Origin of the sequence: Pseudomonas sp. NFX15 (assembly GCF_049132105.1) — a bacterium.
GTDB lineage: Bacteria > Pseudomonadota > Gammaproteobacteria > Pseudomonadales > Pseudomonadaceae > Aquipseudomonas.
Genome location: NZ_JAFMPV010000026.1, coordinates 30,209 through 54,037 on the forward strand (window position 1 = coordinate 30,209; position 23,829 = coordinate 54,037).

Consider the following 23,829-nt stretch of genomic DNA (forward strand, 5'->3'; position numbering starts at 1 on the left):
TGATGGCTTCTTCGCTGGCAAGCCAGCTCCTACAAGGGCAGCGTATGACTCTGTAGGAGCGGGCTTGCTTGCGAAGCTTCCGGGATTGTTAGCCAAGCAACAATATGTTCGATTATCGAACGCTTAGTCGATTATCGGATTGTTTGGCGTTTTGCACGGGCTTAACCTTCAGGCATTGCGGCGCTGCGCATCGGCGCCTTCTTCCACGGTCGGTTAATAACAAACGGGAGCCTGCCCCAATGGCTGAAATTCTTTCGCTGCACGACGCGGTGAAGCAATTCGTAAACGACGGCGATACGGTCGCGCTCGAAGGCTTCACCCACCTGATCCCAACGGCGGCGGGTCATGAAATCATTCGTCAGGGCAAGAAAGACCTGACCCTGGTACGGATGACCCCTGACCTGATCTACGACCAGTTGATCGGTGCCGGTTGTGCCCGCAAGCTGATTTTCTCCTGGGGCGGCAACCCGGGTGTCGGCTCCCTGCATCGCCTGCGTGACGCCGTTGAGAAACAGTGGCCGCACCCGCTGGAAATCGAAGAACACAGCCACGCCGACCTGGCCAACGCCTACGTCGCCGGCGCGTCCGGCCTGCCATTCGCCGTACTGCGTGCCTACGCCGGTTCCGACCTGCCGAAGGTCAATCCGCTGATCAAATCCGTGACCTGCCCGTTCACCGGCGAAGTGTTGGCCGCCGTGCCATCGGTACGCCCGGACGTCACCGTGATTCACGCACAGAAAGCCGACCGCGAGGGCAACGTGCTGCTGTGGGGCATTCTCGGCGTACAGAAAGAAGCCGCACTGGCTGCCAAGCGCTGCATCGTCACCGTTGAAGAGATCGTCGACGACCTCAAGGCCCCGATGAACGCCTGCGTATTGCCGACCTGGGCCTTGAGCGCGGTTTGCCACGTGCCTGGCGGTGCGCATCCGTCCTACGCCCACGGCTACAACGAACGCGACAACCGCTTTTACCAGGCTTGGGACCCGATCGCTCGCGACCGCGACACCTTCACCGCGTGGATCAACGAATACATCCACGGCAGCGCTGACTTCAGCGAGTTCCAGGCCAAACTGGCCGCCGCTTCGGAGGCGAAGTAATGACTTACACCACCAATGAAATGATGACCGTCGCCGCCGCTCGCCGCCTGAAGAACGGTTCGGTGTGCTTCGTCGGTATCGGCCTGCCCTCGAAAGCCGCCAACCTGGCGCGCCTGACATCCTCGCCGGATGTGGTGCTGATCTACGAATCGGGTCCGATCGGTGCCAAGCCAAGCGTGTTGCCATTGTCGATTGGTGACGGTGAACTGGCGGAAACCGCCGACACCGTGGTCCCGACCGGTGAGATTTTTCGCTACTGGCTGCAGGGTGGTCGCATCGACGTCGGTTTCCTCGGTGCGGCGCAAGTCGACCGTTTCGGCAACATCAACACCACCGTGGTCGGTGACTACTTCTCGCCAAAGGTCCGCCTGCCGGGTGCTGGCGGCGCGCCGGAAATCGCCGGTTCGGCCAAGAGCGTACTGATTATTCTCAAGCAGTCGGCGCGCTCCTTCGTCGACAAACTCGACTTCATTACCTCGGTCGGCCACGGCGAGGGCGGCGATTCCCGCAAACGCCTGGGCCTGCCGGGCGCCGGTCCGGTCGGAATCATCACTGACCTGTGCACCATGGAGCCAGAAGCTGGCACCCACGAGTTCGTGGTCACTGCACTGCACCCGGGCGTAACCCGCGAGCAAGTGATTGCCGCCACCGGTTGGCCGATTCGTTTTGCCGACAGCGTGGCCACCACCGCCGAGCCTACCGATGTCGAGCTGACCGCGCTGCGTGACCTCGAAGCCCGCACGGCCGCCGCCCATGGCCAAGCCCCCGGAGAAGCGTGATGCGTGACGTTTATATCTGCGACGCGATTCGTACCCCCATCGGCCGTTTTGGCGGTGGCCTGTCGACGGTGCGTGCCGACGACTTGGCCGCGGTGCCGATCAAGGCCCTGATGGAACGCAACCCGTCGGTGAACTGGAACGCAGTGGACGAGGTATTCCTCGGCTGCGCCAACCAGGCCGGTGAAGACAACCGCAACGTGGCGCGCATGGCACTGCTGCTGGCTGGTTTGCCGGAAACCATTCCCGGCGTGACCCTCAACCGTCTCTGCGCCTCGGGCATGGATGCCATCGGCACCGCATTCCGCGCCATCGCCAGTGGCGAGATGGAGCTGGCGATTGCCGGTGGCGTCGAGTCAATGTCCCGCGCGCCGTTCGTGATGGGCAAAGCTGATGCGGCGTTTTCGCGCAACCTGAAACTCGAAGACACCACCATCGGCTGGCGCTTCATCAACCCGTTGATGAAAGCCCAGTACGGCGTGGATGCAATGCCGCAGACTGCCGATAACGTGGCCGACGACTACAAGGTCTCCCGCGCCGATCAGGACGCCTTCGCCCTGCGCAGCCAGCAACGCACCGCTGCCGCGCAAGCCGCCGGGTTTTTCGCTGAAGAAATCGTCGAAGTGCGCATTGCCCACAAGAAGGGCGAAACCGTGGTCAGCCAGGACGAGCATCCTCGCGCCGACACCACGCTGCAAGCCCTGACCAAACTCAAACCGGTCAACGGCCCGGACAAAACCGTCACGGCCGGCAATGCCTCCGGTGTGAACGACGGCGCAGCGGCGCTGATCCTGGCGTCGGCCGAAGCGGTGGAGAAACACGGCCTGACCGCCCGTGCCAAAGTGCTCGGCATGGCCAGCGCCGGCGTGGCGCCGCGAGTGATGGGCATCGGCCCGGTGCCGGCGGTGCGTAAACTGATCGAGCGCCTCGGTGTGGCAGTCAGCGATTTCGATGTGATCGAACTCAACGAAGCCTTCGCCAGCCAGGGCCTGGCGGTGCTGCGCGAACTGGGTATCGCCGATGACGCGGCCCAGGTCAACCCGAACGGTGGCGCGATTGCCTTGGGTCACCCGTTGGGCATGAGCGGTGCGCGACTGGTGTTGACTGCGTTGCATCAGCTGGAAAAGACCGGTGGCAAGAAAGGCCTGGCGACCATGTGCGTCGGCGTTGGCCAAGGTCTGGCATTGGCGATCGAACGGGTCTGACCCGCCCGTCGGCTAATAAGAACTGAGGAAAGTGTAATGACTGACAAGCCTGGATACCGTCGCCCGCAGACGGGCACTCAGCCCGACTACCTGCACCCGACCTATCAATCGACCAACCTGCGCTCGCCGTCCAAGCCGTTGGTGTTTTTGCCGCATTCGTTGTCGGAAATCACCGGGCCGACCATCGGTGCCGAGCGTATCAACGAGAAGGACAACGACCTGACCGCCCAGCACGAAGGGCAGCCACAGGGCGAGCGGATCATCATTCACGGCCGTGTGCTGGATGAAAACGGTCTGCCGGTGCCGGGGATTTTGGTAGAGATCTGGCAGGCCAACGCCGCCGGTCGCTACGCCCATGCCCGCGACCTGCACGATGCACCGCTGGACCCTAACTTCAGCGGCACCGGCCGCACCGTGACCGACGCCGATGGCTGGTACCAGTTCCAGACCATCAAGCCCGGCGCCTACCCGTGGGGCAACCACCACAATGCGTGGCGCCCGGCGCACATCCATTTCTCGCTGTTCGGGCCGAGCATCCTCACGCGCCTGGTCACGCAGATGTATTTCCCGGGCGACCCGCTGCTGGCGCATGACCCGATCTACAACTGCGTGCCCGACACCCGCGCCAAGGAACGCTTGATCGCCACGTTCGATCTGGAAAAAACCATCCCTTCCTATGCCCTCGGCTATCGCTGGGACATCGTATTGCGCGGCCGCGACGCCACGCCGATGGAGAAATAAGATGACGCTGACTGCGACCACGTCCCACACCGTCGGGCCGTATTACCACATCGGCTTGACCTGGCTGAACCGCGAGAACCTGACTGTCGAGCAAACCCTGGGCGAGCGCGTAGCGATCACCGGGCAAGTGGTCGATGGCAACGGCGATGTCGTCAACGATGCCATGCTGGAAGTCTGGCAGGCCAATGCCGCCGGAAAGTATGATCACCCGGAAGACGAACAGGACAAACCCCTGGACCCGAATTTCGAAGGCTTTGGCCGGGTACCGGTGGATGCCGAAGGGCGTTTCCGTTTCACCACGATCAAGCCGGGCACGGTAGAAGGCCTCAAAGGCACGACCCAGGCGCCACACCTGGTGGTGCTGGTGTTTGCCCGTGGCCTGGTCAAGCATTTGCTGACGCGGATTTATTTCGAAGGCGAAGTGGCCAATGTGAATGATCCGTTGCTGGAGTGTGTACCGGCGGATCGTCGCGATACGCTGCTCGCCAAACCGGATGTGTCGGGCGTTTATCAGTGGAACGTGATTTTGCAGGGCACCGATGCCGAGACGGTGTTCTTCGATTATTGAGAACACCGAAACCCTTGTAGGAGCTGGCTTGTCGGGTCGCCGCATTGCAGCGATAGTCGTCAACGATTACGCGTATCGATGGGTTAACCGTGTCGCTCTTGCGTTCTTCGCTGGCAAGCCAGCGCCTACAAGGGAAGTGTGTTGCTGATCCATCTGCGGAACGGGGCTGTTGCAAAGTGTGTCTAGACTCTCACTGTCCCTATAGAGTGAATAACAATGACAACCAACACCGCTACACAACCGCTGTACACCGGTGAGGAGCGCAGCAAGCGGATCTTCGCCATTGTCGGTGCTTCATCCGGCAACCTGGTCGAGTGGTTCGACTTTTATGTCTACGCCTTCTGCGCGATATATTTTGCCCCGGCGTTTTTCCCCTCCGATAACCCCACGGTGCAGTTGGTCAACACCGCAGGCGTATTTGCCGCCGGGTTCCTGATGCGGCCAATTGGTGGCTGGATTTTCGGTCGGGTCGCGGACAAGCACGGACGCAAGAACTCGATGCTGATCTCGATTCTGATGATGTGCTTCGGTTCGTTGCTGATCGCTTGTCTGCCGACCTACAACAGCATCGGCGTCTGGGCACCGGTCCTGCTGCTGTTCGCCCGTTTGCTGCAAGGCTTGTCGGTAGGCGGTGAGTACGGCACGACCGCGACCTACATGAGCGAAGTAGCGCTCAAGGGTCAGCGCGGTTTCTTCGCGTCGTTCCAGTACGTGACGCTGATTGGCGGTCAGTTGCTGGCGGTGTCGCTGGTGGTGATCCTGCAGCAGTTCCTGACCGAAGATGACCTGCGCGCCTACGGCTGGCGAATTCCGTTTGTGGTCGGTGCGATAGCGGCGCTGATTTCATTGTTCCTGCGTCGTTCGCTGAAAGAAACCTCCAGTAAGGAAATGCGCGAGAACAAGGACGCCGGCAGCATCAGCGCATTGTTTCGCGACCATAAAGCCGCGTTCATCACCGTGCTGGGCTACACCGCCGGTGGTTCGCTGATTTTCTACACGTTCACTACTTACATGCAGAAGTACCTGGTGAACACCGCCGGCATGCCGGCCAAGACCGCCAGCTACATCATGACCGGCGCGCTGTTCTTCTACATGTGCATGCAGCCGATTTTCGGCATGCTCGCCGACAAGATCGGTCGGCGTAACTCGATGCTCTGGTTCGGCGCCCTTGGCACGCTGTGCACGGTGCCGATCCTGCTCAGCCTGAAGAGCGTCAGCAGTCCGTTCCTGGCCTTCGTGCTGATTACCCTGGCGCTGGCGATCGTCAGTTTCTACACCTCGATCAGCGGCCTGGTAAAAGCCGAGATGTTCCCGCCGGAAGTGCGCGCCCTCGGCGTGGGTCTGGCGTATGCGGTGGCGAATGCGATCTTCGGCGGTTCGGCGGAATACGTCGCCCTGAGCCTCAAGGCCGTCGGCATGGAAAACTCCTTCTACTGGTATGTCACGGTGATGATGGCGGTGGCGTTCCTGTTCAGCTTGCGCCTGCCGAAACAGGCGGCGTACCTGCATCACGACCTTTGACCTACCCGCGCGGGCCGTACAGGCCCGCGCTTTCAGGAACTGTTTATGAACCAGCGACCGGGCAATCAATTGTTCGATGCCTATTTCACTGCCCGCGATATGCGTGAGGTGTTCTGCGATCAGGGCCGGGTCCAGGCCATGCTCGATTTCGAAGCCGCATTGGCCCGGGCCGAAGCGCGGGTCGGGTTGATTCCATTGAGTGCTGTCGCGCCGATTGAGGCTGCTTGCCACGCCGGGCTCTACGACTTTGCGGCGTTGGGCGAGGCGATTGCCACGGCGGGTAACTCGGCGATTCCGCTGGTCAAGGCACTGGGCAAACAGATCGCGGCCACCGATGCCGACGCCGAGCGCTTTGTGCATTTGGGCGCGACCAGCCAGGACGTGATGGACAGCGGCCTGGTGCTGCAATTGCGCGAGGCGCTGGCGCTGATCGAAAGTGATTTGGCGCAACTGGGGGAAACCCTGGCAATCCAGGCCCAACGCTATGCGGCGACTCCATTGGCCGGGCGCACTTGGTTGCAGCATGCAACGCCGGTCACCCTCGGCATGAAAATCGCCGGTTGGCTGGGGGCGGTGACGCGCAGTCGCCAGCGCCTGGCCGAACTCAAGCCACGCCTGCTGGTGCTGCAATTTGGCGGCGCGTCCGGAACCCTCGCGGCCCTTGGCGAACAGGCGATGCCCATTGCCCGGGCGCTGGCCGAAGAACTGCAACTGACGTTACCCGACCAGCCCTGGCACACCCAGCGTGATCGCGTGGTGGAGTTTGGCGCGGTGCTGGGTTTGATCGCCGGCAGCCTTGGCAAGCTCGGTCGCGACATCAGCCTGCTGATGCAGACCGAATCCGGCGAAGTGTTCGAACCGTCGGCGCCGGGCAAGGGCGGTTCCTCGACCATGCCGCACAAGCGCAATCCGGTCGGCGCGGCGGTGCTGATCGGCGCGGCGACGCGTGTACCGGGTCTGCTATCGACACTGTTCAGCGCCATGCCCCAGGAACACGAGCGCAGCCTCGGCCTGTGGCATGCCGAGTGGGAAACCCTGCCGGAAATTTGCTGCCTGGTGTCCGGCAGCCTGCAGCAAGCGCTGCTGATTGCCCAAGGGCTGGAAGTGGACGCCGAACGCATGACGCGCAACCTCGACCTGACCCAGGGCCTGGTGCTCGCCGAAGCGGTGAGCATTGTGCTCGCGCAACGGGTGGGCCGCGAGGCGGCACATCACCTGCTGGAACAATGCTGCAAACGCGCCGTGGCCGAACAGCGTCATCTGCGTGCAGTGCTGGGCGACGAACCGCACGTGACCGCCGAACTGTCGGCGGCTGAACTCGATCACCTGCTGGACCCCGCCCATTACCTTGGCCAGGCCAACACCTGGGTCGAGCGGGCGGTGGCTGAACATTCTGCATTGACTGCCTGAAGGAGACTTGCTGTGGCTTTTGTACAACTCGCCGAGGGCGAACTGCACTACCAACTCGATGGCCCGGCCGATGCGCCGGTGCTGGTGCTGTCCAACTCCCTGGGCACCGACCTGCACATGTGGGACGCGCAGATCCCGGCGTTCAGCCAACAATTTCGCGTACTGCGTTTCGACACCCGAGGCCATGGCCAGTCCCTGGTGACGCCGGGGCCTTACAGCATCGAGCAACTGGGTCGTGACGTACTCGCCTTGCTCGATGCCTTGCACATCGAGCGTGCGCATTTCTGCGGGTTGTCCATGGGCGGTTTGATCGGGCAGTGGCTGGGGATCAACGCCGGCGATCGCCTGAACAAGCTGATCGTGTGCAACACCGCGGCGAAAATCGGTGATCCATCGGTGTGGGACCCGCGTATCGAGATGGTCCTGCGTGACGGTCAGGCGGCCATGGTTGCCCTGCGCGATGCGTCGATTGCGCGCTGGTTCACCCCGGACTTTTCCGCAGCCCACCCGGCGGCGGCCAAGCAGATTACCGACATGCTCGCGGCGACTTCGCCAGAAGGTTATGCGGCCAATTGCGCGGCCGTGCGTGATGCTGATTTTCGCGATCAACTGCCGACGATCAAGGCACCGTTGCTGGTGATTGCCGGGACCGAGGATGCGGTGACGCCGCCGGCCGGCGGGCATTTCATCCAGGAGCATGTGCGCGGGGCCGAGTACGCCGAGTTCTACGCGGCGCATTTGTCCAACGTTCAGGCGGGCGATGCGTTCAGCGAACGCGTGCTGGCGTTTCTGTCGGCTGTTTGAGGAGGTTTTTGTGGACGAAAAACAACGTTATGACGAGGGCATGAAGGTCCGCCGCGCAGTGCTCGGCGACGCCCATGTCGACCGCAGCCTGAATGCCCTGACCGAGTTCAACTCGGAATTCCAGGAGATGATCACCCGCCATGCCTGGGGCGACATCTGGACCCGCCCGGGCTTGGCGCGCCACACCCGCAGCCTGATCACCATCGCCATGCTGATCGGCATGAACCGCAACGAAGAACTGAAACTGCACCTGCGCGCTGCTGCCAACAACGGCGTGAGCCGTGGCGAGATCAAGGAAGTGATCATGCAGAGCGCGATTTACTGCGGGATCCCGGCGGCCAACGCGACGTTCCATTTGGCCGAGTCGGTGTGGGACGAGTTAGGTGTTGAATCCCGGGAATGACCCCGTGATTTTGCGCTGGTGCAACTGACGCCTTCGCTGGCAAGCCAGCTCCTACAAGGATTCGGGTATGAACACAGAGTTTGTGTGCACCGACGATCCCTGTAGGAGCCGGCTTGCCGGCGAAGGGGCCCTTGAATATTGCGCCAATACTGAGGCCGCCTTCGCTGGCAAGCCAGCTCCTACAGTTACAGCAAGCTGATCGGGTAACTGATGATCAAGCGGTTCTCGTCGAACTCGTTGTTGCTGTAGTCACGGCGCATGGTCGAGTTGCGCCATTTCAGGTTCAGGTTTTTCAGCGCGCCGCTCTGCACGGTGTAGCCCAGTTCCGATTCACGTCCCCATTCCTTGCCATCGGTGATGCTGCCGGTGTGCACGTTGTCGCCGCTGATGTAGCGGTTCATCAAGGTCAAACCCGGCACCCCGAGGGCAACGAAGTTGTAGTCGTGGCGAACCTGCCAGGATTTCTCCTGGGCATTGTCATAGCTGGAGTTGTAGCTGTCGTTGGCCAGGGTGCCGCCGCTGGTACCGTTGACCCGCATCCAGGCGCTGTCGCCGGTGAGTTTCTGCAGGCCGACGTAGAAAGTGTTGCCGCCGTATTTGGCCGAGAACAAGCCGTACAGGGTTTTATTGTCCAGCTCGCCGGCCCGTGCGCTGCCGTCATCCTTGCCATAGAAGAAACCCAGGTTGGCGCCCAGGGTCCAGTCGCCCATCGGCTGGCTGTGGATCAGGCTGACGAACTGCTGGCTGTAGATGTCCTTGAGCTCAGCATTCCATAGACCGATCTGGGTGCGCTTGTCGTTGAACACGTACTCGCCGCCCTGGAAGTTGAAACGGTCGGAACTGAACGCCGCTTTGCCGGTCATTGACATGTCGTCCATGCTGCTGTCGTCCCGCGGACTGTTCTGGCGGAACTGCCCGCCGTACAGCGTCAGGCCGTCAATTTCCTTCGAGGTGATCTGGCCACCGCGAAAAGTCTGCGGCAGCGACCGACCATCGTCCGAACGCAGGATCGGCAGCACCGGCATCCATTCCCCCACCTTCACTTCGGTCTGCGACAGCTTCGCCTTGAACGCCACGTTGGTTCGGCCGAAATTGTCTGCCGGGCGGCCGTCATGGTCCAGCGGCAGCAGTTGCGTACCGCCGGTGCCTTTGCCGCCATCGAGCTTTACCGAATACAAACCCAGCACATCCATACCGAACCCGACGGTGCCCTGGGTGAACCCGGACTTGGCATCGAGGATGAAGTTTTGCGTCCACTCTGCAGCCTTGCCCTGGGCCTTGGTCGGGTTGGTGAAGTTGCGGTCAATGTAGAAGTTCCGCAGGTTCAGGTTGACCTTGGCACCTTCGACAAACCCCGACTCTTCGGCATTGACGGGCAGGGCCGCGCAGGCCAGGGCGATGGCGATCAGGCTGGGAACGAAATACGGCGCGGGAGAAGGCGTCATGGACTCGGGTCTCTCTCATTCTTGGGGATGAAACGGGGTGAGGCCGCAACCTTAGGGTTGCAGACGAATTGTCGAAATCATGAAAAACGAGCGGGTCAGCCGGAGAGGGTAGGGCTTGGGGACATGGTATCGAACCTGGTGTTATTGGTTTTGTGGGTCGGATGGTGCGTGGAATGTACTAGATGGTTCAATCTTCAAAAGCGGGTTTTGGGCGATTATCGAACGCAACTTTGATCGGAGTTTTATAGTGATTGGGCGGCCCTCATCGCGGGCAAGCCTGCTCCCACAAGGACCCTGTCCGTTTAGTTAATGTGTGCTCGACACCAAACCCTGTGGGAATTGGCTTGCCAGCGAAGGGGGCTGCACTGACAAGAAGACCTTTCAGGCAGGCAACAAAAAGCCCACCAAAAGGTGGGCTTCGTGTGTTCACAGCGCTATCAAAAGTACTTCATCTTCGGCGCTTCTTCCTTCAAAGGCTCGTTCTTCGCCGTCTGTGCGTTCCAGCCACCACCCAATGCCTTGTACAGATTCACCTGGCTGACCAACTGCGCCAGTCGGTCGGTGATTAGTACCTGTTGCGCACTGAACAACTGACGCTGGGCGTCGAGGAAGGTCAGGTTGCTGTCGACACCGATGCGGTAGCGACGTTCGGCCAGGCGGTAGTAGTCCTGGTTGGCGTTGACGAAGTCTTGCTGGGCCTGCAATTGCTGGACGTAGGTCTGGCGGGCGGCGAGGCCGTCGGCGACTTCCTGGAAGGCCGTTTGAATGGACTTCTCGTAGTTCGCCACGCCAATGTCTTTCTGGATTTTCGAGTAATCCAGGCTGGCGCGCAGGCTGCCGGCGTTGAAGATCGGCAGGTTGATCTGCGGCGAGAACAGCCAGGTGCCCGAACCACCCTTGAACAGGCCGGACAAGTCCGGGCTCAGGGTCCCGGCATTGGCGGTGAGGCTGATGCTCGGGAAGAACGCCGCGCGCGCCGCGCCGATGTTGGCGTTGGCGGCCTTCAGGTTGTACTCGGCCTGGAGGATGTCCGGACGACGTTGCAGCAAGTCCGATGGCAAGCCGGCCGGCACTTCGCTCAGCAGGTCGTCGTTAAGCGGTTTGGCCGCTTGCAGGTTCGCTGGCAGGCCAGTGCCGAGCAACAGCACCAGGCTGTTCTCGTCCTGGGCAACCTGACGGGTGTACTTGGCCAGTTGTGCACGGGCGTTTTCCACCGACGTGCGTGACTGCGCCAGGTCCAGGGCCGAGGCGACACCGACTTCGTTGCTGCGAGCGGTGAGTTTGTAGCTCTCCTCGAAGGCCGCGAGGGTGTCCTTGGTCAGCGCCAGCAGTTCCTTGTCAGCCTGCCAGGTCAGGTAGGCATTGGCCACGCTGGCCACCAGGCTGAGTTGGGTGCTGCGGCGGCCTTCTTCAGTGGCGAAGTACTGCTGCAAGGCTTCTTCGTTCAGGCTGCGAACCCGACCGAACAGGTCGAGTTCATAGGCGCTGACGCCGACCGTGGCCGAGTAGGAACTGTTGATGCCGGCTTCACCGGTCTGCGAGGCGTCAGCCGGAACGCGCTGGCGGCTGCCGGTGCCGTTGGCCGAGACGGCCGGGAACAGGTCGGCGCGGGAGATGCGGTATTGAGCCGCAAACGCGTCACTGTTCAGGGCCGCGACACGCAGGTCACGGTTGTTTTCCAGGGCAACCTGGATCAACTGCTGCAACGCCGGGTCATGGAAAAACTGCTTCCAGCCCTGCTCGGCAGCGGCTTGCGCCGGTGCCTGGGCCGGCGAATACGCCGGGCCCTGCGGGTACTGGCCTGCTACCGGAGCGGCGGGCTGCTGATAATCAGGTATCAGCGAGCAACCACCGAGCACGAACGCGGCGACTGCCAGGGAGAGTAGCGACTTGCTCATTAGCCAGCCTCTTTAGGAGTTTCAGTGGTGTCATCCTCATCGGCCTTTTTACGCTGGCCCATGGACGACACGGTAACGAAGAACAGTGGGACCCAGAAGATCGCCAACACGGTAGCTGTGATCATACCGCCGATCACACCGGTACCGATGGCATGCTGGCTACCTGAACCGGCACCTGTGGAAATGGCCAGCGGTACCACACCGAGCATGAACGCGAGCGAGGTCATGATGATCGGTCGCAGACGCATGCGGCAGGCTTCGATGGCCGCATCGCGCAGGCTTCTGCCCTGTTCGTGCAGCTCCTTGGCGAATTCGACAATCAGAATGGCGTTTTTCGCCGCCAATCCGACGGTCACCAACAGGCCCACCTGGAAATACACGTCGTTGGACAGGCCCCGCAGGCTGGTGGCCATCAGCGCACCAATCACACCAAGCGGTACCACCAACATCACCGCGATCGGAATCGACCAGCTTTCGTACAACGCCGCCAGACAGAGGAACACCATCAGCAGCGACAAGGCGTACAGCGCGGGTGCTTGCGAACCGGACAGGCGCTCCTCATAGGACAGACCGGTCCAGGAAATACCGACACCGGCCGGCAGTTTCTTGGCGATGGCCTCGACTTCGGCCATGGCTTCACCGGTGGAATAACCCGGTGCCGGGGCGCCGAGGATTTCCAACGCTTCTACGCCGTTGTAGCGGGCCAGTTTCGGCGAACCGTAGATCCACTCGCCCTTGGCGAAGGCCGAGAACGGCACCATCGTGCCGGTGCTGTTGCGCACATACCACTTCTGCAGGTCTTCAGGGCCCATGCGAGCACTCGGCCTGCCTTGCACGTAAACCTTCTTCACCCGACCACGGTCGATGAAGTCGTTGACATAGCTACTGCCCAGGGCAATCGACAGGGTGTTGTTGATGTCGGCGATGGTAATGCCCAGGGCACTGGCCTTCTCGTCATCGATTTCCAGTTGATATTGCGGTTCGTCGTTCAGGCCGTTCGGACGCACCTGGGTCAGGATCTTGCTCTGTGCGGCCATGCCGAGGAACTGGTTACGTGCTTCCATCAGCTTTTCATGGCCGATACCCGCGCGGTCCTGCAGGAACACGTCGAAACCCGTGGCGTTACCCAGTTCCAGTACCGCCGGTGGCGCGAAGGCGAACACCATGGCATCGCGGAAGGTGAAGAAGTGCTGTTGTGCACGCGCTGCCACCTTGAACACGTTGTTGTCGGCGTTACGCTCGTCCCAGGGCCGGAGCATGATGAACGCCATACCCGAACTCTGGCCACGGCCGGCGAAGTTGAAGCCGGTCACGGTAAACACCGAGTTCACCGCATCGCCTTCACCGCCATCCTTGCCAGGGCGCAGCAGGAATTCACGCATTTCATCGACGACCACTTGGGTACGCTGGGCCGTGGAACCGGCCGGTGTCTGCACCTGGGCGAACAGTACACCCTGGTCCTCTTCCGGCAGGAACGCCGAAGGAATGCGAGTGAACAGCCAAATCATGCCGACCACGATCAGCACGTACGCCAGAAAATACGGGATCTTGCGCTGCAGGATACTGCCCACACCGCGCTCATAGCCGCGGACACCACGGTCGAAGTTGCGGTTGAACCAGCCAAAGAACCCGCGCTTGGGCACGCCGTGCTCACCTTTCGGGATCGGCTTGAGCATGGTGGCGCAAAGCGCTGGGGTGAAGATCAGCGCGACCAGTACCGACAGGGCCATGGCCGAGACGATGGTGATCGAGAATTGCTTGTAGATCACACCGGTGGAACCGCTGAAGAACGCCATCGGCAGCAGTACCGCCGACAGTACCAGGGCGATACCGACCAAGGCGCCCTGGATCTGGCCCATGGATTTCTTGGTGGCTTCCTTGGGTGACAGGCCTTCTTCACTCATTACCCGTTCGACGTTTTCCACCACGACGATGGCGTCGTCCACCAGCAAGCCGATGGCCAGCACCATGCCGAACATCGTCAGGGTGTTGATGCTGAAACCGGCGGCCGCAAGGATGCCGAACGTACCGAGCAATACCACCGGCACGGTCATCGTGGTGATCACGGTGGCGCGGAAGTTTTGCAGGAACAGGAACATCACCAGGAACACCAGCACGATCGCTTCGACCAGGGTATGAACCACCCCTTTGATCGACTCGGTCACCACCGGTGTGGTGTCGTACGGGAACACCACTTCCATCCCTTGCGGGAAGAACGGCTTGAGGTTGTCGATGGTCGCGCGCAGTGCCTTGGCGGTATCGAGCGCGTTGGCACCGGTGGCCAGTTTCACCGCCAGGCCAGAGGCCGGGGCGCCGTTGAACTGGGCGTTGATGCTGTAGTTCTCGCCACCCAAGCCGACTTCGGCAACGTCTTTCAAGCGTACCTGCGAGCCGTCCTTGTTGACCTTGAGCAGGATCTTGTCGAACTGCTCAGCGGTCTGCAGTCGGGTCTTGCCGATGATGGTCGCGTTCAGCTGGGTACCGGGCAGGGCGGGCAGGCCGCCGAGCTGGCCGGAAGACACCTGGACGTTTTGCGCGGCAATGGCGGTCTTGACGTCGATCGGGGTCAGGTTGTAGTTGTTCAACTTGGCCGGGTCGAGCCAGATACGCATGGCGTATTGCGAACCGAACACCTGGAAGTCGCCGACACCGGCGGTTCGCGAGATCGGGTCCTGCATGTTCGACACGATGTAGTTGGACAGATCGTCCTTGGTCATGCTGCCGTCACGCGATACCACGCCGATCACCAACAGAAAGTTCTTCACTGCCTTGGTGACGCGGATACCTTGCTGTTGCACTTCCTGCGGCAGCAGCGGGGTGGCCAGGTTCAGCTTGTTCTGGACCTGCACCTGCGCGGTGTCGGAGTTGGTGCCTTGCTCGAAGGTCGCGGTAATGGTCATGGTGCCGTCGGAGTTACTTTCCGACGAGACATAACGCAGGTTGTCGATACCGTTGAGCTGTTGCTCGATCACCTGGACCACGGTGTCCTGAACCGTTTGTGCCGAAGCACCCGGGTAGGTCACGGAGATGGCGATCGCTGGAGGCGCAATGCTCGGGTACTGGTTGATCGGCAACCGCAGGATCGATAGTGCCCCGACCAGCATGATCACCAGGGCAATTACCCAGGCAAAAATCGGACGGTCGATAAAAAATTTCGACATGGTTTACTCCCCTTTGCCGCCGGAGGCTTTATCAACTGCCTGGGCGGGGGCCGGGTTCTTTACGGCTACGTTGGTCGCTTCACTGGCCTTGACTTCGATGCCAGGTTTGACGAATTGCAGGCCTTCGGTGATCAGGCGGTCGCCGGCCTTCAGGCCGTCTTCGATCAGCCATTGATTGCCGACGGTGCGGTTGGCCTTGAGTTGACGCAGTTCGACCTTGTTGTCCGGGCCGACAACCAGTGCGGTCGGCGTACCTTTGAGGTCGCGGGTCACGCCTTGCTGCGGGGCCAGGATCGCCGCGCTGTTCACGCCGGCCAGCAATTTGGCGTGCACGAACATGCCCGGGAGCAGGGTGTGATCAGGGTTGGGGAAAATCGCACGCAGTGTCACGGAACCGGTGGTCTGGTCAACCGAGATTTCGGAGAACTCCAGCTTGCCATCCAGCTTGTACTCGCTGCCATCTTCAAGGGTCAGCTTGACCGAGGCCGCATTGTCGCCGGCTTTTTGCAGGCGACCGCTTTCCAGTTCGCGGCGCAGTTGCAACAGTTCGACCGAGGACTGCGTCACATCGACGTAGATCGGGTCGATTTGCTGAATCACTGCCATCGCATCGACCTGGGCATTGCTCACCAGCGCGCCTTCGGTGACCGAAGAACGACCGATGCGGCCTGTCAGCGGGGCATAGACTTTGGTGTAGCGCACGTTGATCTGGGCGGTTTGCAGCGCGGCTTCCGATTGCAGGCGGTTGGCCACGGCGGTGTCGTATTCCTGACGGCTCACAGCCTGCTCGTCGACCAGTTGCTTGTAGCGGTCGGAAATCGACTTGGTTGAACGCAGGTTGGCTTCGGCGCTGGCGAGCGTGGCGTCATAGATCGATGAATCGATTTGATAGAGCTGCTGGCCGGCCTTCACATCGCTGCCTTCCTTGAACAAGCGCTTGAGGATGATGCCGTTGACCTGAGGGCGCACTTCGGCAATGCGCAACGCACTGGTACGGCCCGGCAGGTCGGATGTCAGGGTGAAAGCCTGGGGTTGCAGAGTCACGACGCCGACCTGAGGCGGTGGGGCGGCCGGTGCTGCCTCTTCCTTTTTGCATCCGCTGAGCAGCGATGCCAGGGCGACGGCGGCGACCAGAGCGGTAACAGCTGGCTTGAATTGCATGAAAATCCTCGGGTCAGGCGCGCAAGGTGCGCACTAGAAAGGTGGAAGGTTGAAAATGGGTTGCCGAGTGGATAAGTAGCTTGCTAAGGAATATACTTACGTACATGGCTGTTTGTAAATACCTAGGCCGTTTGCTCACGCCGTTATACAAGCCGTTGAAAGCTTGGAATTGTAGGCCGGGGACGAACCCCCAGAACGTTCGCCCCACTTTTATTCAGCTGATATTCAGACATCGCTGAAGCACTCTGATTGAGGTTGTACTGCCATGGTCCGTCGTACCAAAGAGGAAGCTCAGGAAACCCGCGCGCAAATTCTCGTGGCGGCCGAAAAGGCCTTCTACGAGCGAGGCGTGGCGCGTACGACCCTGGCGGACATCGCGACCCTGGCCGGCGTCACTCGTGGGGCCATCTACTGGCATTTCAGCAATAAGGCGGATCTGGTGCAGGCCATGCTCGACACCTTGCATGAGCCGCTGGAAGAAATGGTCAAGGCCAGCGAAAGTGCAGATGAACTCGATCCCCTGGGCTGCATGCGCAAGCTGCTGATTCATTTGTTTCATCAAATTGCACTGGACCCGAAAACCCGGCGCATTAATGAGATTTTGTTTCATAAGTGCGAATTCACCGATGAAATGTGCGACCTGCGCCAACAGCGCGTGTCGGCCAGCCTCGAATGCAATGTGCGCATCGGCGTGGCCCTGAGTAATGCCGTGAATCGCGGGCAGTTGCCAGAAAACCTCGACACGGCTCGCGCTGCCATCAGCCTGCATGCGTATATCGACGGCATCCTGTACCAGTGGTTGCTGGCCCCCGACAGCTTTGAATTGCACGTCGAAGCCGAGCGTTGGGTCGATACCGGGCTGGACCTGCTGCGTTTTAGCCCCAGCCTGCGCAAATAAAGGCAAAATGCGTAATCGGCGTCTTGTGTGTCAACCGTTGAAGCCGAAGATGAACAGTTCTTCACGCGCCCTTCGACAATGGGGTGCTTTTATATACTTACACTCGGCAGGTTGACAGGTAGCAAGCTCAGTATTTTGTAGGGAAATTGTGCCGATTCTGTGAGCGAATGTGAGTCTTCCGTTTTTTGCACCGTGCGGACATCGGTTTGTGAACTGATCTCGGGGCGCAGGGGAGGTCGGAGGGAGTGGCACAGAGGTCGGGACGTTCCCCTCCGACTTACTACGATGTCTATTTACTGATACTAAAGTTAACCATGTAACTGAAGGGTGGCCTCGTCATTTTTTTTGAGATCGTCGCGTTGCATTTGTACTGTCCATTTCCTGATGGTTCGACTGTTACCTTCCAGTCAGGTTTGTAGTCAGGTTCTAAAACGCCGTAACCAACCGGAGCATCCATCCGGGTTTTCAGTCGGCATCGATAACCATGCACTTCATATTCCAGGTCGAGGCTGACGGGTGCAACTTTTTGCCTGTGAGGTTGCCAGCCTGATTTGTCGAGTGTAAAGGGTCTGGGATAGGGTATGTCGAGGAATTCTTTGGTGCCTGGTCCGACGTTAAATGTTATCAAAGGACCATTCAGCGGAACTTCCAGACCCGAAATGTTCTTCAGTTTTAATGTGCCGAATGTATTGTTTGATAGTTTTAGGGTGATAACGGTGTCGGTCATGCTGTTTGCATTGAATGAGTAAAATAAAAGCAGTGCAAGTATTGGCAGTTTGTAAGTGTGCATTTTTGATTGCTCGTAGATGGGAGGTGCGGGGGGTTATTCCATGGTGAACTCAATGCTCATACTATTTGGGTAACTGTTTTGCACTTCGAGAATTTCAGTTGAACAGTCAGCCGCTTCAGCGCCCGTTGATTTGCCATTGCCCGACCAGTGGGGCACTCGTTCGACGTCGTCTCCTTGTTTTTCCAGCCTGACTTCAATGGACGCTGTGTATAGGCATTCCTTGTTTCCAGAAACGTAGGAAAATGTTTCTGTCAGCTCGGTCGCTTTGCCGAAAGCAATAGAGCTGAAGAACTTCGGAAAGTCAGCTGCATATTCATATCGGCCCTTGGCGGGGACATCGAACTCACTGATGGGGTAGGAGGAGTTGCTTTGTTTTTTTGTAGGCTTTGAAAGCTTCATTGTGCTGTTTGTGAGGTTTCTAAAGTGGTAGTGAATAGTCGTTGTGTCGGAATCTTTTGATTGAATGAGTGACTGATGCCTTTCATTTGAAGCAAAGCTGGCGCTGCTTGTTGTGAGGGCGAATGTTAACCCTGTCAGAGCAATCTTTATAAGTTTCGCGAGTGAATGCATTGGCTTAATTCCATTTAAGTAGTGCTTGGGTGTCAATGGGTTTAAGTCATTGTTGTTCGCGAAAGACGGTTATTCAATAAGCAGGCTGAAGTGAGTTGTTAGTTTATTTTGCTTGATGTGGGTGGAGTGCTAGATGGCGGGGGATTGGGGGGGTTAGTAAAAGCAGTATTGTTTGATCTTTACGGACAAAAAAGGCCTCGGCGCAAGGGCGCAGAGGCCTTTGAAGCAAGAAGGTGTCAATTACAGCGTCGGGTAGTCGATGTAGCCGACAGGGCCCTTGGCGTAGAACAGTTCCGGACGCGCGTCGTTCAGCGGCGCATCGGCCTTCAGGCGCGCTGGCAGGTCCGGGTTGGCAATGAACGGCACGCCGAAGGCGACCGCGTCGGCCTTGCCGCTGGCCAGCCAGGCGTTGGCGCTGTCCTTGGTGAAGCGTTCGTTGGCGATGTATGGGCCGCCAAACGCTTGCTTGAGTTGCGGGCCGAGGCTGTCGGCACCTTCTTGCTCGCGGGAGCAGATGAAGGCGATGCCACGCTTGCCCAGTTCGCGGGCCACGTAGGTGAAGGTTTCGGCCAGGTTGTCGTCGCCCATGTCGTGGGAGTCGGCGCGGGGAGCCAGGTGCACACCGACACGGCCGGCGCCCCAGATTTCGATGGCGGCGTCAGTCACTTCCAGCAGCAGGCGGGCACGGTTTTCCAGGGAGCCGCCATAGTTGTCGGTGCGCTGGTTGGTGCTGCTTTGCAGGAACTGGTCGAGCAGGTAACCATTGGCGCCGTGGATTTCCACGCCGTCGAAACCGGCGGCCTTGGCGTTCTCGGCACCGACGCGGTAGGCGTCGACGATGTCGGCGATTTCAGCGGTTTCCAGGGCACGTGGCGTTGGGTAGTCGGCCATTGGGCGCACCAGGCTGACGTGGCCTTTGGGCTGGATGGCGCTCGGAGCGACCGGTGCTTCACCGTTCAGGTACGACGAGTGCGATACCCGGCCCACGTGCCACAGTTGCAGGAAGATCTTGCCGCCTGCGCCGTGCACCGCTTTGGTCACGTTGGACCAGCCACGCACCTGATCGTTGGACCAGATGCCCGGGGTGTCCGGATAGCCGACGCCCATCGGAGTGACCGAGGTGGCTTCGCTGAGGATCAGGCCGGCAGAGGCACGCTGCACGTAGTATTCGGCCATCAGCGCGTTGGGTACACGACCTTCGTCGGCGCGGCAGCGGGTCAGCGGCGCCATGATGATGCGGTTGGCCAACTCGAGGTCGCCCAGTTTGATCGGATCGAAAATAGTCGTCATTTAATACAACCCTCGTGAGTTAAGTGAATCAGTGGGAAGCCGATGCCAGTTCGGGATTACCGCTCTGGCGAAAAGTAATCAGGGTCACCAACAGGGCGAGTACTGCCAGTGCGGCGGCCGCGAGGGGCACGCTGGTCAGGCCGAAGCCGTGGTCGATCACACTGCCGCCGACCCAGGCCCCGAGTGCGTTGCCGACGTTGAAGGCGCCAATGTTCAGGGTCGACACCAGGTTCGGTGCCGCTTTACCGAAGGTCACCACGTTCACTTGCAGCGCCGGTACAGCGGCGAAACACGCGGTGGCCCAGAGGAACAGGGTGATTTCGGTCGGGATCAGCGCGACGCTGGTCCAGGTCAGCACGGTGGACACCACGGCCATGGTGATGAACACGCCGATCAGCGTCGCGGCCATGCCTTTGTCGGCCAGCTTGCCGCCGATGATGTTGCCGACCGTCAAGCCCAGGCCGATGAGCATCAGGGTCCAGGTCACGCCGCGGGGCGAGACGCCGGTGACTTCGCCAAGCAGCGGTGCTACATAGGTGAACAGGGTGAACACCGAGGCGGCGAACAGTGCGGTCATGCTCAGCGACAGCCAGATGCCGCCGCCCTTGAGCGCGGCCAGTTCGGCGCGCATGTCGAGTTTTTCTTCATCGCGCTTGGCCGGCAGGAAGCGGATCAGACCAATCAGGGCAATCACGCCGATCACGGTCACGGCCCAGAAGGTCGAGCGCCAGCCGGCTTCCTGACCGAGGGCGGTGCCCAGGGGGACGCCGAGCACGTTGGCCAGGGTCAAACCGGTGAACATCAGGGCCACGGCCGAAGCACGTTTGTTGGCAGGCACCAGGCCGGCAGCGACCACCGAACCGATACCGAAGAACGCGCCATGACACAGGGCCGTGACCACACGGGCGAACATCAGCACGTTGTAGTCACCGGCCACTGCGCAGAGCAGGTTGCCGATAATGAAAATCCCCATCAACGCCACCAGGGCTGCCTTGCGTGGCAGTTTGGCGGTGGCCAGTGCCATGAACGGCGCACCGATGGCCACGCCCAGGGCGTAACCGGTTACCAGCCAGCCCGCACCGGGGATCGACACACCGAGGTCAGCCGCCACATTGGGCAGCAGGCCCATGATGACGAACTCGGTGGTGCCGATGGCGAAGGCGCTCAAAGCCAAGATGAGTAGTGAGAGGGGCATTATCTAATTCCTTTTCGGCTGGCTGACGTTAAGGGTCAGAGCTCGTTGCTGAAGATGCGGAGGAATTCCTGGATGGTTTCCTCGTTGCGTTTGAAAAAATGCCACTGGCCGACTTTGCGGCTGCTGATCAGGCCGGCGCGTTGCAGGGTCGCCAGGTGGGCGGACACCGTGGACTGCGACAGGCCGCAACGTTGATCGATCTGCCCGGCGCAAACGCCGTGCTCGTTGCTGTGGGACTGGTCGGGAAACTCGACCGTCGGGTCTTTGAGCCAGTGCAGGATTTCTCGCCGTACTGGGTGTGCCAGGGCTTTTATTATTTCGTCGAGATTGAGGGGCATGGTGTGCGCTCGTGATGGTTAAAACGCTATATCGCGATGAAGCGAACTTTAAATCGGTATTTCGCGATATACAAATATGATTTAGCTCTGACGCGCTCACATTTCGGCATATCGAGTTATAACGATACGTTGAGTGTAACGAAACAAGGGGGCAGTGCTAAGCTGCGCCCATGAACTATCTCGCACACCTTCACCTCGGTGGCCAGCGCCCCGGCCAATTGCTCGGCAGTCTGTATGGCGATTTCGTCAAGGGACGACTGCAAGGGCAGTTCGCGCCGGACATCGAAACGGCTATCCAGTTGCACCGCAGCATCGACGTGTTCACCGACCGCCATCCTCTGGTGGACGTCGCGTTGTCGCGTTTCTCCCTGACCCGTCGTCGTTATGCGGGGATCGTCCTCGACGTGTTTTTTGACCATTGCCTGGCCCGCGACTGGGCGCTGTATGCCGACCAGCCGCTGGCGCTGTTCACCTCGGACGTATATCGCGTGCTGTCCAGCGAGCAGCAATTGCCGGAGCGACTGGCGAAGATTGCACCGCACATGGTGGCCAATGACTGGTTGGGCTCGTATCAGGAGTTCGAAGTGCTGGAGCAGGTGTTGCGCGGGATCTCGCGACGCCTGACCCGGCCGGAGGAGCTGGCGGCGGCGATGCAGGAATTGCGGCGGTTGTATGAACCGTTGAGCGAGGACTTCAGGTTGTTCTACCCGCAGTTGCAGGATTTCGCCCGAAACTACCCAACCCCATGAACCCCCTGTAGGAGCGAGCCTGCTCGCGATTCGGGCTGTCATTCAGCATTATCGTTGAATGTTAATCCGCTATCGCGAGCAGGCTCGCTCTTACGGGGAAGATGCGTTTACGCTGCAATCGCCGGGCGCATCGGTGCGCGCTGGGGCTCGGCAACCGCCCCAAACAACGCCTTCTGCACCGCCTGCTGCGCCTCGAACGCCAGTGCTGCACGTTCCCGACCTTCGCAAGCAATCGGCTTGAGCAGGTGAATTTCCACGCCGCCACGGTCATTGGCGAACAACCGCATCAGGTGCGAAAGCAAGTCATCGTCGCCAACGAACGGCGCGAGCATGCAAGGCTCGCCGTCACGCACGTAACGGATCGCCACCGGCTGCATCGCCACTTCGGAATCGATGGCGGCGGACAGCAGGCGGCCATGAAACGTGCGCAGCGAACGGCCATCGGTGGTGGTGCCTTCCGGGAACATCAGCAATGGGTGGGCTTGCTCCAGATGACGGGTCATCTGCTTGCGAATCAACTGGCTGTCACCCGAGCCACGGCGGATAAACAGGCTGCCGGCCTTGGCCGCCAACCAACCCGCCACCGGCCAGGTTCGCACTTCGGCCTTGGACAAAAACGACAGCGGCGTGAGCATGCCCAGCAGCGGAATGTCGGTCCAGGACACGTGGTTGCTGACCCACAGCATCGGTGCCTTCGGCAGTTCGCCATGCACGGCCACGTCAAAGGGCAGGGCGTTGCTCAGGCGGGCCATGAAAAACCGCGACCAGCGCTGCCGGCGCGCCATCGAATGGGCCAGGCCCAGGCGCTCAAATACCCCGAACACGCTGGCCATGCCCAGGCCCAACGTCACCACCAACAGCACTCGCGCGATTCGCGCGTACACCCGCAACCGGCTCATCACACGGCCGCCTTGAAGTGTTTGGCGTAGCGCGGGCAGAGTTCGTCGCGCTTGAGCAGGATGAACACGTCGGCGACCTGGAAGTCTTCGTCCCAGCACGGCTCGCCGCAGATCTTCGCGCCCAGGCGCATGTACGCCTTGAGCAACGGCGGCATTTCGGCGATCACGTTCGATGGGATGTCGAGGCTCGGCAGCGGCTTTTTAGGCTCGGCGCGCAGGTGTTCGGTGCACAGGTAGCGTTCGCGCAGGCGCTGCATGATCGCGTGGGCCTGCACGCCGCCGTCCTGCATCGGGATGCTCGCGCAACCCATCAGGTAGCTGTAGCCGCCCTGGTTCAGGACTTCGGCCAGTTCACCCCAGAGCACGGCGATGGTGCCGCCGTTGCGGTAGGCCGGGTCGACGCAGGTGCGACCGATTTCCAGGATCGGGCCTTGCAGGTGCACCAGGCCGTGGAGGCTGAATTCTTCTTCGCTGTAGAACTTGCCCAGGCTGCTGGCCGCCGTATGGTCGAGCAAACGGGTGGTCGCCACCAGGCGCCCGGTGTTCAGGTCGCGTACGCCGATGTGGGCGCAATGAACGTCGTAGTCATCCATGTCCAGGCCCAGCTCGGCCCCCTTGAGCCTGGCGTTGAATTCACCGCTGAATACGTTGAAACGCAAGGCCTGGGCTTCCTGCAATGCCTCGGCGCCCACCAGGCGTTCGGCTTGCAGACGGCGTTCATTGCCGGTGTCGCTGATGCGGGCGATCTGAGTCATGGCGAATCTCCGTGCGGGCTGCTCACCCGTCTTTGGGCTACAGCGAATCGACTTTCTTTGTCTAGCCGTGTTGTGCAAAGTCAGGCTATGTAGCCCCGGTGTCATCGCCATTAAGCTTTGGTGATGCTTATATGACAGCCCACAAGGAGCCTCCT

The 23,829-nt window shown here is 60.4% G+C and carries 22 protein-coding genes; 11 read left to right on the plus strand and 11 right to left on the minus strand.

Annotation, left to right across the window (positions count from 1 at the left end; all coding sequences use genetic code 11):
* Positions 1-239: 239 nt before the first annotated feature.
* From J1D76_RS22495 to pcaC, 9 genes are all read left to right on the plus strand, one after another.
* Entirely contained in the window at positions 240-1,097 is an 858-nt protein-coding gene (locus tag J1D76_RS22495; protein WP_421140535.1) for a CoA transferase subunit A, read from the plus strand.
* Entirely contained in the window at positions 1,097-1,876 is a 780-nt protein-coding gene (locus J1D76_RS22500) for a CoA-transferase subunit beta (RefSeq protein WP_421140536.1), read from the plus strand. The genes J1D76_RS22495 and J1D76_RS22500 overlap by 1 nt, the downstream gene beginning before the upstream one ends.
* Positions 1,873-3,078: a 3-oxoadipyl-CoA thiolase gene (gene pcaF / locus J1D76_RS22505; protein WP_421140537.1), complete on the plus strand. Its 1,206-nt coding sequence runs from the start codon at positions 1,873-1,875 to the stop codon at positions 3,076-3,078. The genes J1D76_RS22500 and pcaF overlap by 4 nt, the downstream gene beginning before the upstream one ends.
* Before the next feature lie 36 nt (positions 3,079-3,114).
* Positions 3,115-3,819: a protocatechuate 3,4-dioxygenase subunit beta gene (gene pcaH, locus J1D76_RS22510; RefSeq protein ID WP_421140538.1), complete on the plus strand. Its 705-nt coding sequence runs from the start codon at positions 3,115-3,117 to the stop codon at positions 3,817-3,819.
* 1 nt (position 3,820) lies between these two features.
* Positions 3,821-4,387 (plus strand): protocatechuate 3,4-dioxygenase subunit alpha, encoded by a 567-nt coding sequence (pcaG, locus tag J1D76_RS22515; RefSeq protein WP_421140539.1) that lies wholly within the window; start codon positions 3,821-3,823, stop codon positions 4,385-4,387.
* Positions 4,388-4,603: 216 nt separating this feature from the next.
* A complete protein-coding gene (locus J1D76_RS22520) occupies positions 4,604-5,908 on the plus strand; it encodes an MFS family transporter (protein ID WP_421140540.1) in 1,305 nt (434 codons plus the stop codon).
* Positions 5,909-5,953: 45 nt separating this feature from the next.
* Entirely contained in the window at positions 5,954-7,318 is a 1,365-nt protein-coding gene (locus J1D76_RS22525) for a 3-carboxy-cis,cis-muconate cycloisomerase (RefSeq protein WP_421140541.1), read from the plus strand.
* Between the two features lie 12 nt (positions 7,319-7,330).
* Positions 7,331-8,122 carry a 3-oxoadipate enol-lactonase gene (pcaD, locus tag J1D76_RS22530; RefSeq protein ID WP_421140542.1) on the plus strand — a complete coding sequence of 264 codons (792 nt, stop codon included), beginning with the start codon at positions 7,331-7,333 and terminating at the stop codon, positions 8,120-8,122.
* Positions 8,123-8,132: 10 nt separating this feature from the next.
* Positions 8,133-8,525, plus strand: coding sequence for a 4-carboxymuconolactone decarboxylase (gene pcaC, locus J1D76_RS22535; protein ID WP_421140543.1), 393 nt, complete (start codon positions 8,133-8,135; stop codon positions 8,523-8,525).
* Between the two features lie 185 nt (positions 8,526-8,710).
* Here the strand turns inward: pcaC and J1D76_RS22540 are convergent, their stop codons facing one another.
* From J1D76_RS22540 to J1D76_RS22555, 4 genes are all read right to left on the minus strand, one after another.
* Positions 8,711-9,970 carry an OprD family porin gene (locus tag J1D76_RS22540; protein WP_421140544.1) on the minus strand — a complete coding sequence of 420 codons (1,260 nt, stop codon included), beginning with the start codon at positions 9,968-9,970 and terminating at the stop codon, positions 8,711-8,713.
* Between the two features lie 437 nt (positions 9,971-10,407).
* Entirely contained in the window at positions 10,408-11,868 is a 1,461-nt protein-coding gene (emhC, locus tag J1D76_RS22545) for an efflux RND transporter outer membrane subunit EmhC (protein WP_421140545.1), read from the minus strand.
* Entirely contained in the window at positions 11,868-15,029 is a 3,162-nt protein-coding gene (gene emhB, locus J1D76_RS22550) for an efflux RND transporter permease subunit EmhB (protein ID WP_421140546.1), read from the minus strand. Before emhB ends, emhC begins: the two co-directional genes overlap by 1 nt.
* Before the next feature lie 3 nt (positions 15,030-15,032).
* On the minus strand, positions 15,033-16,190 hold the full coding sequence (locus tag J1D76_RS22555; protein WP_421140547.1) for an efflux RND transporter periplasmic adaptor subunit: 1,158 nt from the start codon (positions 16,188-16,190) through the stop codon (positions 15,033-15,035).
* Positions 16,191-16,455: 265 nt separating this feature from the next.
* Between J1D76_RS22555 and emhR the strand changes: the two genes are divergently transcribed.
* Positions 16,456-17,088, plus strand: coding sequence for an efflux system transcriptional repressor EmhR (emhR, locus tag J1D76_RS22560; RefSeq protein WP_421140548.1), 633 nt, complete (start codon positions 16,456-16,458; stop codon positions 17,086-17,088).
* Positions 17,089-17,377: 289 nt separating this feature from the next.
* Here emhR and J1D76_RS22565 read toward each other — a convergent pair whose 3' ends face one another.
* The 5 genes from J1D76_RS22565 to J1D76_RS22585 all read right to left on the minus strand — a co-directional run bounded on the left by J1D76_RS22565 (position 17,378) and on the right by J1D76_RS22585 (position 21,271).
* Positions 17,378-17,878: a hypothetical protein gene (locus J1D76_RS22565; RefSeq protein ID WP_421140549.1), complete on the minus strand. Its 501-nt coding sequence runs from the start codon at positions 17,876-17,878 to the stop codon at positions 17,378-17,380.
* Between the two features lie 33 nt (positions 17,879-17,911).
* Positions 17,912-18,448 carry a hypothetical protein gene (locus tag J1D76_RS22570; RefSeq protein ID WP_421140550.1) on the minus strand — a complete coding sequence of 179 codons (537 nt, stop codon included), beginning with the start codon at positions 18,446-18,448 and terminating at the stop codon, positions 17,912-17,914.
* A 240-nt stretch (positions 18,449-18,688) separates the two neighbouring features.
* Complete coding sequence (locus J1D76_RS22575) at positions 18,689-19,738, minus strand: alkene reductase (protein ID WP_421140551.1); 1,050 nt, start codon at positions 19,736-19,738, stop codon at positions 18,689-18,691.
* 28 nt (positions 19,739-19,766) lie between these two features.
* Positions 19,767-20,933: an MFS transporter gene (locus J1D76_RS22580; RefSeq protein ID WP_421140552.1), complete on the minus strand. Its 1,167-nt coding sequence runs from the start codon at positions 20,931-20,933 to the stop codon at positions 19,767-19,769.
* 35 nt (positions 20,934-20,968) lie between these two features.
* Positions 20,969-21,271: an ArsR/SmtB family transcription factor gene (locus J1D76_RS22585; protein WP_421140553.1), complete on the minus strand. Its 303-nt coding sequence runs from the start codon at positions 21,269-21,271 to the stop codon at positions 20,969-20,971.
* A 170-nt stretch (positions 21,272-21,441) separates the two neighbouring features.
* Between J1D76_RS22585 and J1D76_RS22590 the strand changes: the two genes are divergently transcribed.
* Complete coding sequence (locus J1D76_RS22590) at positions 21,442-22,020, plus strand: ACP phosphodiesterase (RefSeq protein WP_421140554.1); 579 nt, start codon at positions 21,442-21,444, stop codon at positions 22,018-22,020.
* 107 nt (positions 22,021-22,127) lie between these two features.
* Here J1D76_RS22590 and J1D76_RS22595 read toward each other — a convergent pair whose 3' ends face one another.
* Positions 22,128-22,919, minus strand: coding sequence for a lysophospholipid acyltransferase family protein (locus tag J1D76_RS22595; RefSeq protein ID WP_421140555.1), 792 nt, complete (start codon positions 22,917-22,919; stop codon positions 22,128-22,130).
* Positions 22,919-23,674 (minus strand): L-ornithine N(alpha)-acyltransferase, encoded by a 756-nt coding sequence (olsB, locus tag J1D76_RS22600; protein ID WP_218430330.1) that lies wholly within the window; start codon positions 23,672-23,674, stop codon positions 22,919-22,921. The genes J1D76_RS22595 and olsB overlap by 1 nt, the downstream gene beginning before the upstream one ends.
* Between the last annotated feature and the right edge of the window lie 155 nt (positions 23,675-23,829).

What these genes read in the sequence shown, in the direction of transcription:
- J1D76_RS22500 (WP_421140536.1), top strand. Translation starts at nt 1,097, where the DNA reads ATGACTTACACCACCAATGAAATGATGACCGTCGCCGCCGCTCGCCGC.
- J1D76_RS22555 (WP_421140547.1), bottom strand. Translation starts at nt 16,190, where the DNA reads ATGCAATTCAAGCCAGCTGTTACCGCTCTGGTCGCCGCCGTCGCCCTG.
- pcaG (WP_421140539.1), top strand. Translation starts at nt 3,821, where the DNA reads ATGACGCTGACTGCGACCACGTCCCACACCGTCGGGCCGTATTACCAC.
- J1D76_RS22540 (WP_421140544.1), bottom strand. Translation starts at nt 9,970, where the DNA reads ATGACGCCTTCTCCCGCGCCGTATTTCGTTCCCAGCCTGATCGCCATC.
- emhB (WP_421140546.1), bottom strand. Translation starts at nt 15,029, where the DNA reads ATGTCGAAATTTTTTATCGACCGTCCGATTTTTGCCTGGGTAATTGCC.
- J1D76_RS22575 (WP_421140551.1), bottom strand. Translation starts at nt 19,738, where the DNA reads ATGACGACTATTTTCGATCCGATCAAACTGGGCGACCTCGAGTTGGCC.
- J1D76_RS22520 (WP_421140540.1), top strand. Translation starts at nt 4,604, where the DNA reads ATGACAACCAACACCGCTACACAACCGCTGTACACCGGTGAGGAGCGC.
- olsB (WP_218430330.1), bottom strand. Translation starts at nt 23,674, where the DNA reads ATGACTCAGATCGCCCGCATCAGCGACACCGGCAATGAACGCCGTCTG.
- J1D76_RS22565 (WP_421140549.1), bottom strand. Translation starts at nt 17,878, where the DNA reads ATGCACACTTACAAACTGCCAATACTTGCACTGCTTTTATTTTACTCA.
- J1D76_RS22595 (WP_421140555.1), bottom strand. Translation starts at nt 22,919, where the DNA reads ATGAGCCGGTTGCGGGTGTACGCGCGAATCGCGCGAGTGCTGTTGGTG.
- emhR (WP_421140548.1), top strand. Translation starts at nt 16,456, where the DNA reads ATGGTCCGTCGTACCAAAGAGGAAGCTCAGGAAACCCGCGCGCAAATT.
- J1D76_RS22525 (WP_421140541.1), top strand. Translation starts at nt 5,954, where the DNA reads ATGAACCAGCGACCGGGCAATCAATTGTTCGATGCCTATTTCACTGCC.
- J1D76_RS22580 (WP_421140552.1), bottom strand. Translation starts at nt 20,933, where the DNA reads ATGCCCCTCTCACTACTCATCTTGGCTTTGAGCGCCTTCGCCATCGGC.
- J1D76_RS22570 (WP_421140550.1), bottom strand. Translation starts at nt 18,448, where the DNA reads ATGCATTCACTCGCGAAACTTATAAAGATTGCTCTGACAGGGTTAACA.
- pcaH (WP_421140538.1), top strand. Translation starts at nt 3,115, where the DNA reads ATGACTGACAAGCCTGGATACCGTCGCCCGCAGACGGGCACTCAGCCC.
- emhC (WP_421140545.1), bottom strand. Translation starts at nt 11,868, where the DNA reads ATGAGCAAGTCGCTACTCTCCCTGGCAGTCGCCGCGTTCGTGCTCGGT.
- J1D76_RS22585 (WP_421140553.1), bottom strand. Translation starts at nt 21,271, where the DNA reads ATGCCCCTCAATCTCGACGAAATAATAAAAGCCCTGGCACACCCAGTA.
- J1D76_RS22590 (WP_421140554.1), top strand. Translation starts at nt 21,442, where the DNA reads ATGAACTATCTCGCACACCTTCACCTCGGTGGCCAGCGCCCCGGCCAA.
- J1D76_RS22495 (WP_421140535.1), top strand. Translation starts at nt 240, where the DNA reads ATGGCTGAAATTCTTTCGCTGCACGACGCGGTGAAGCAATTCGTAAAC.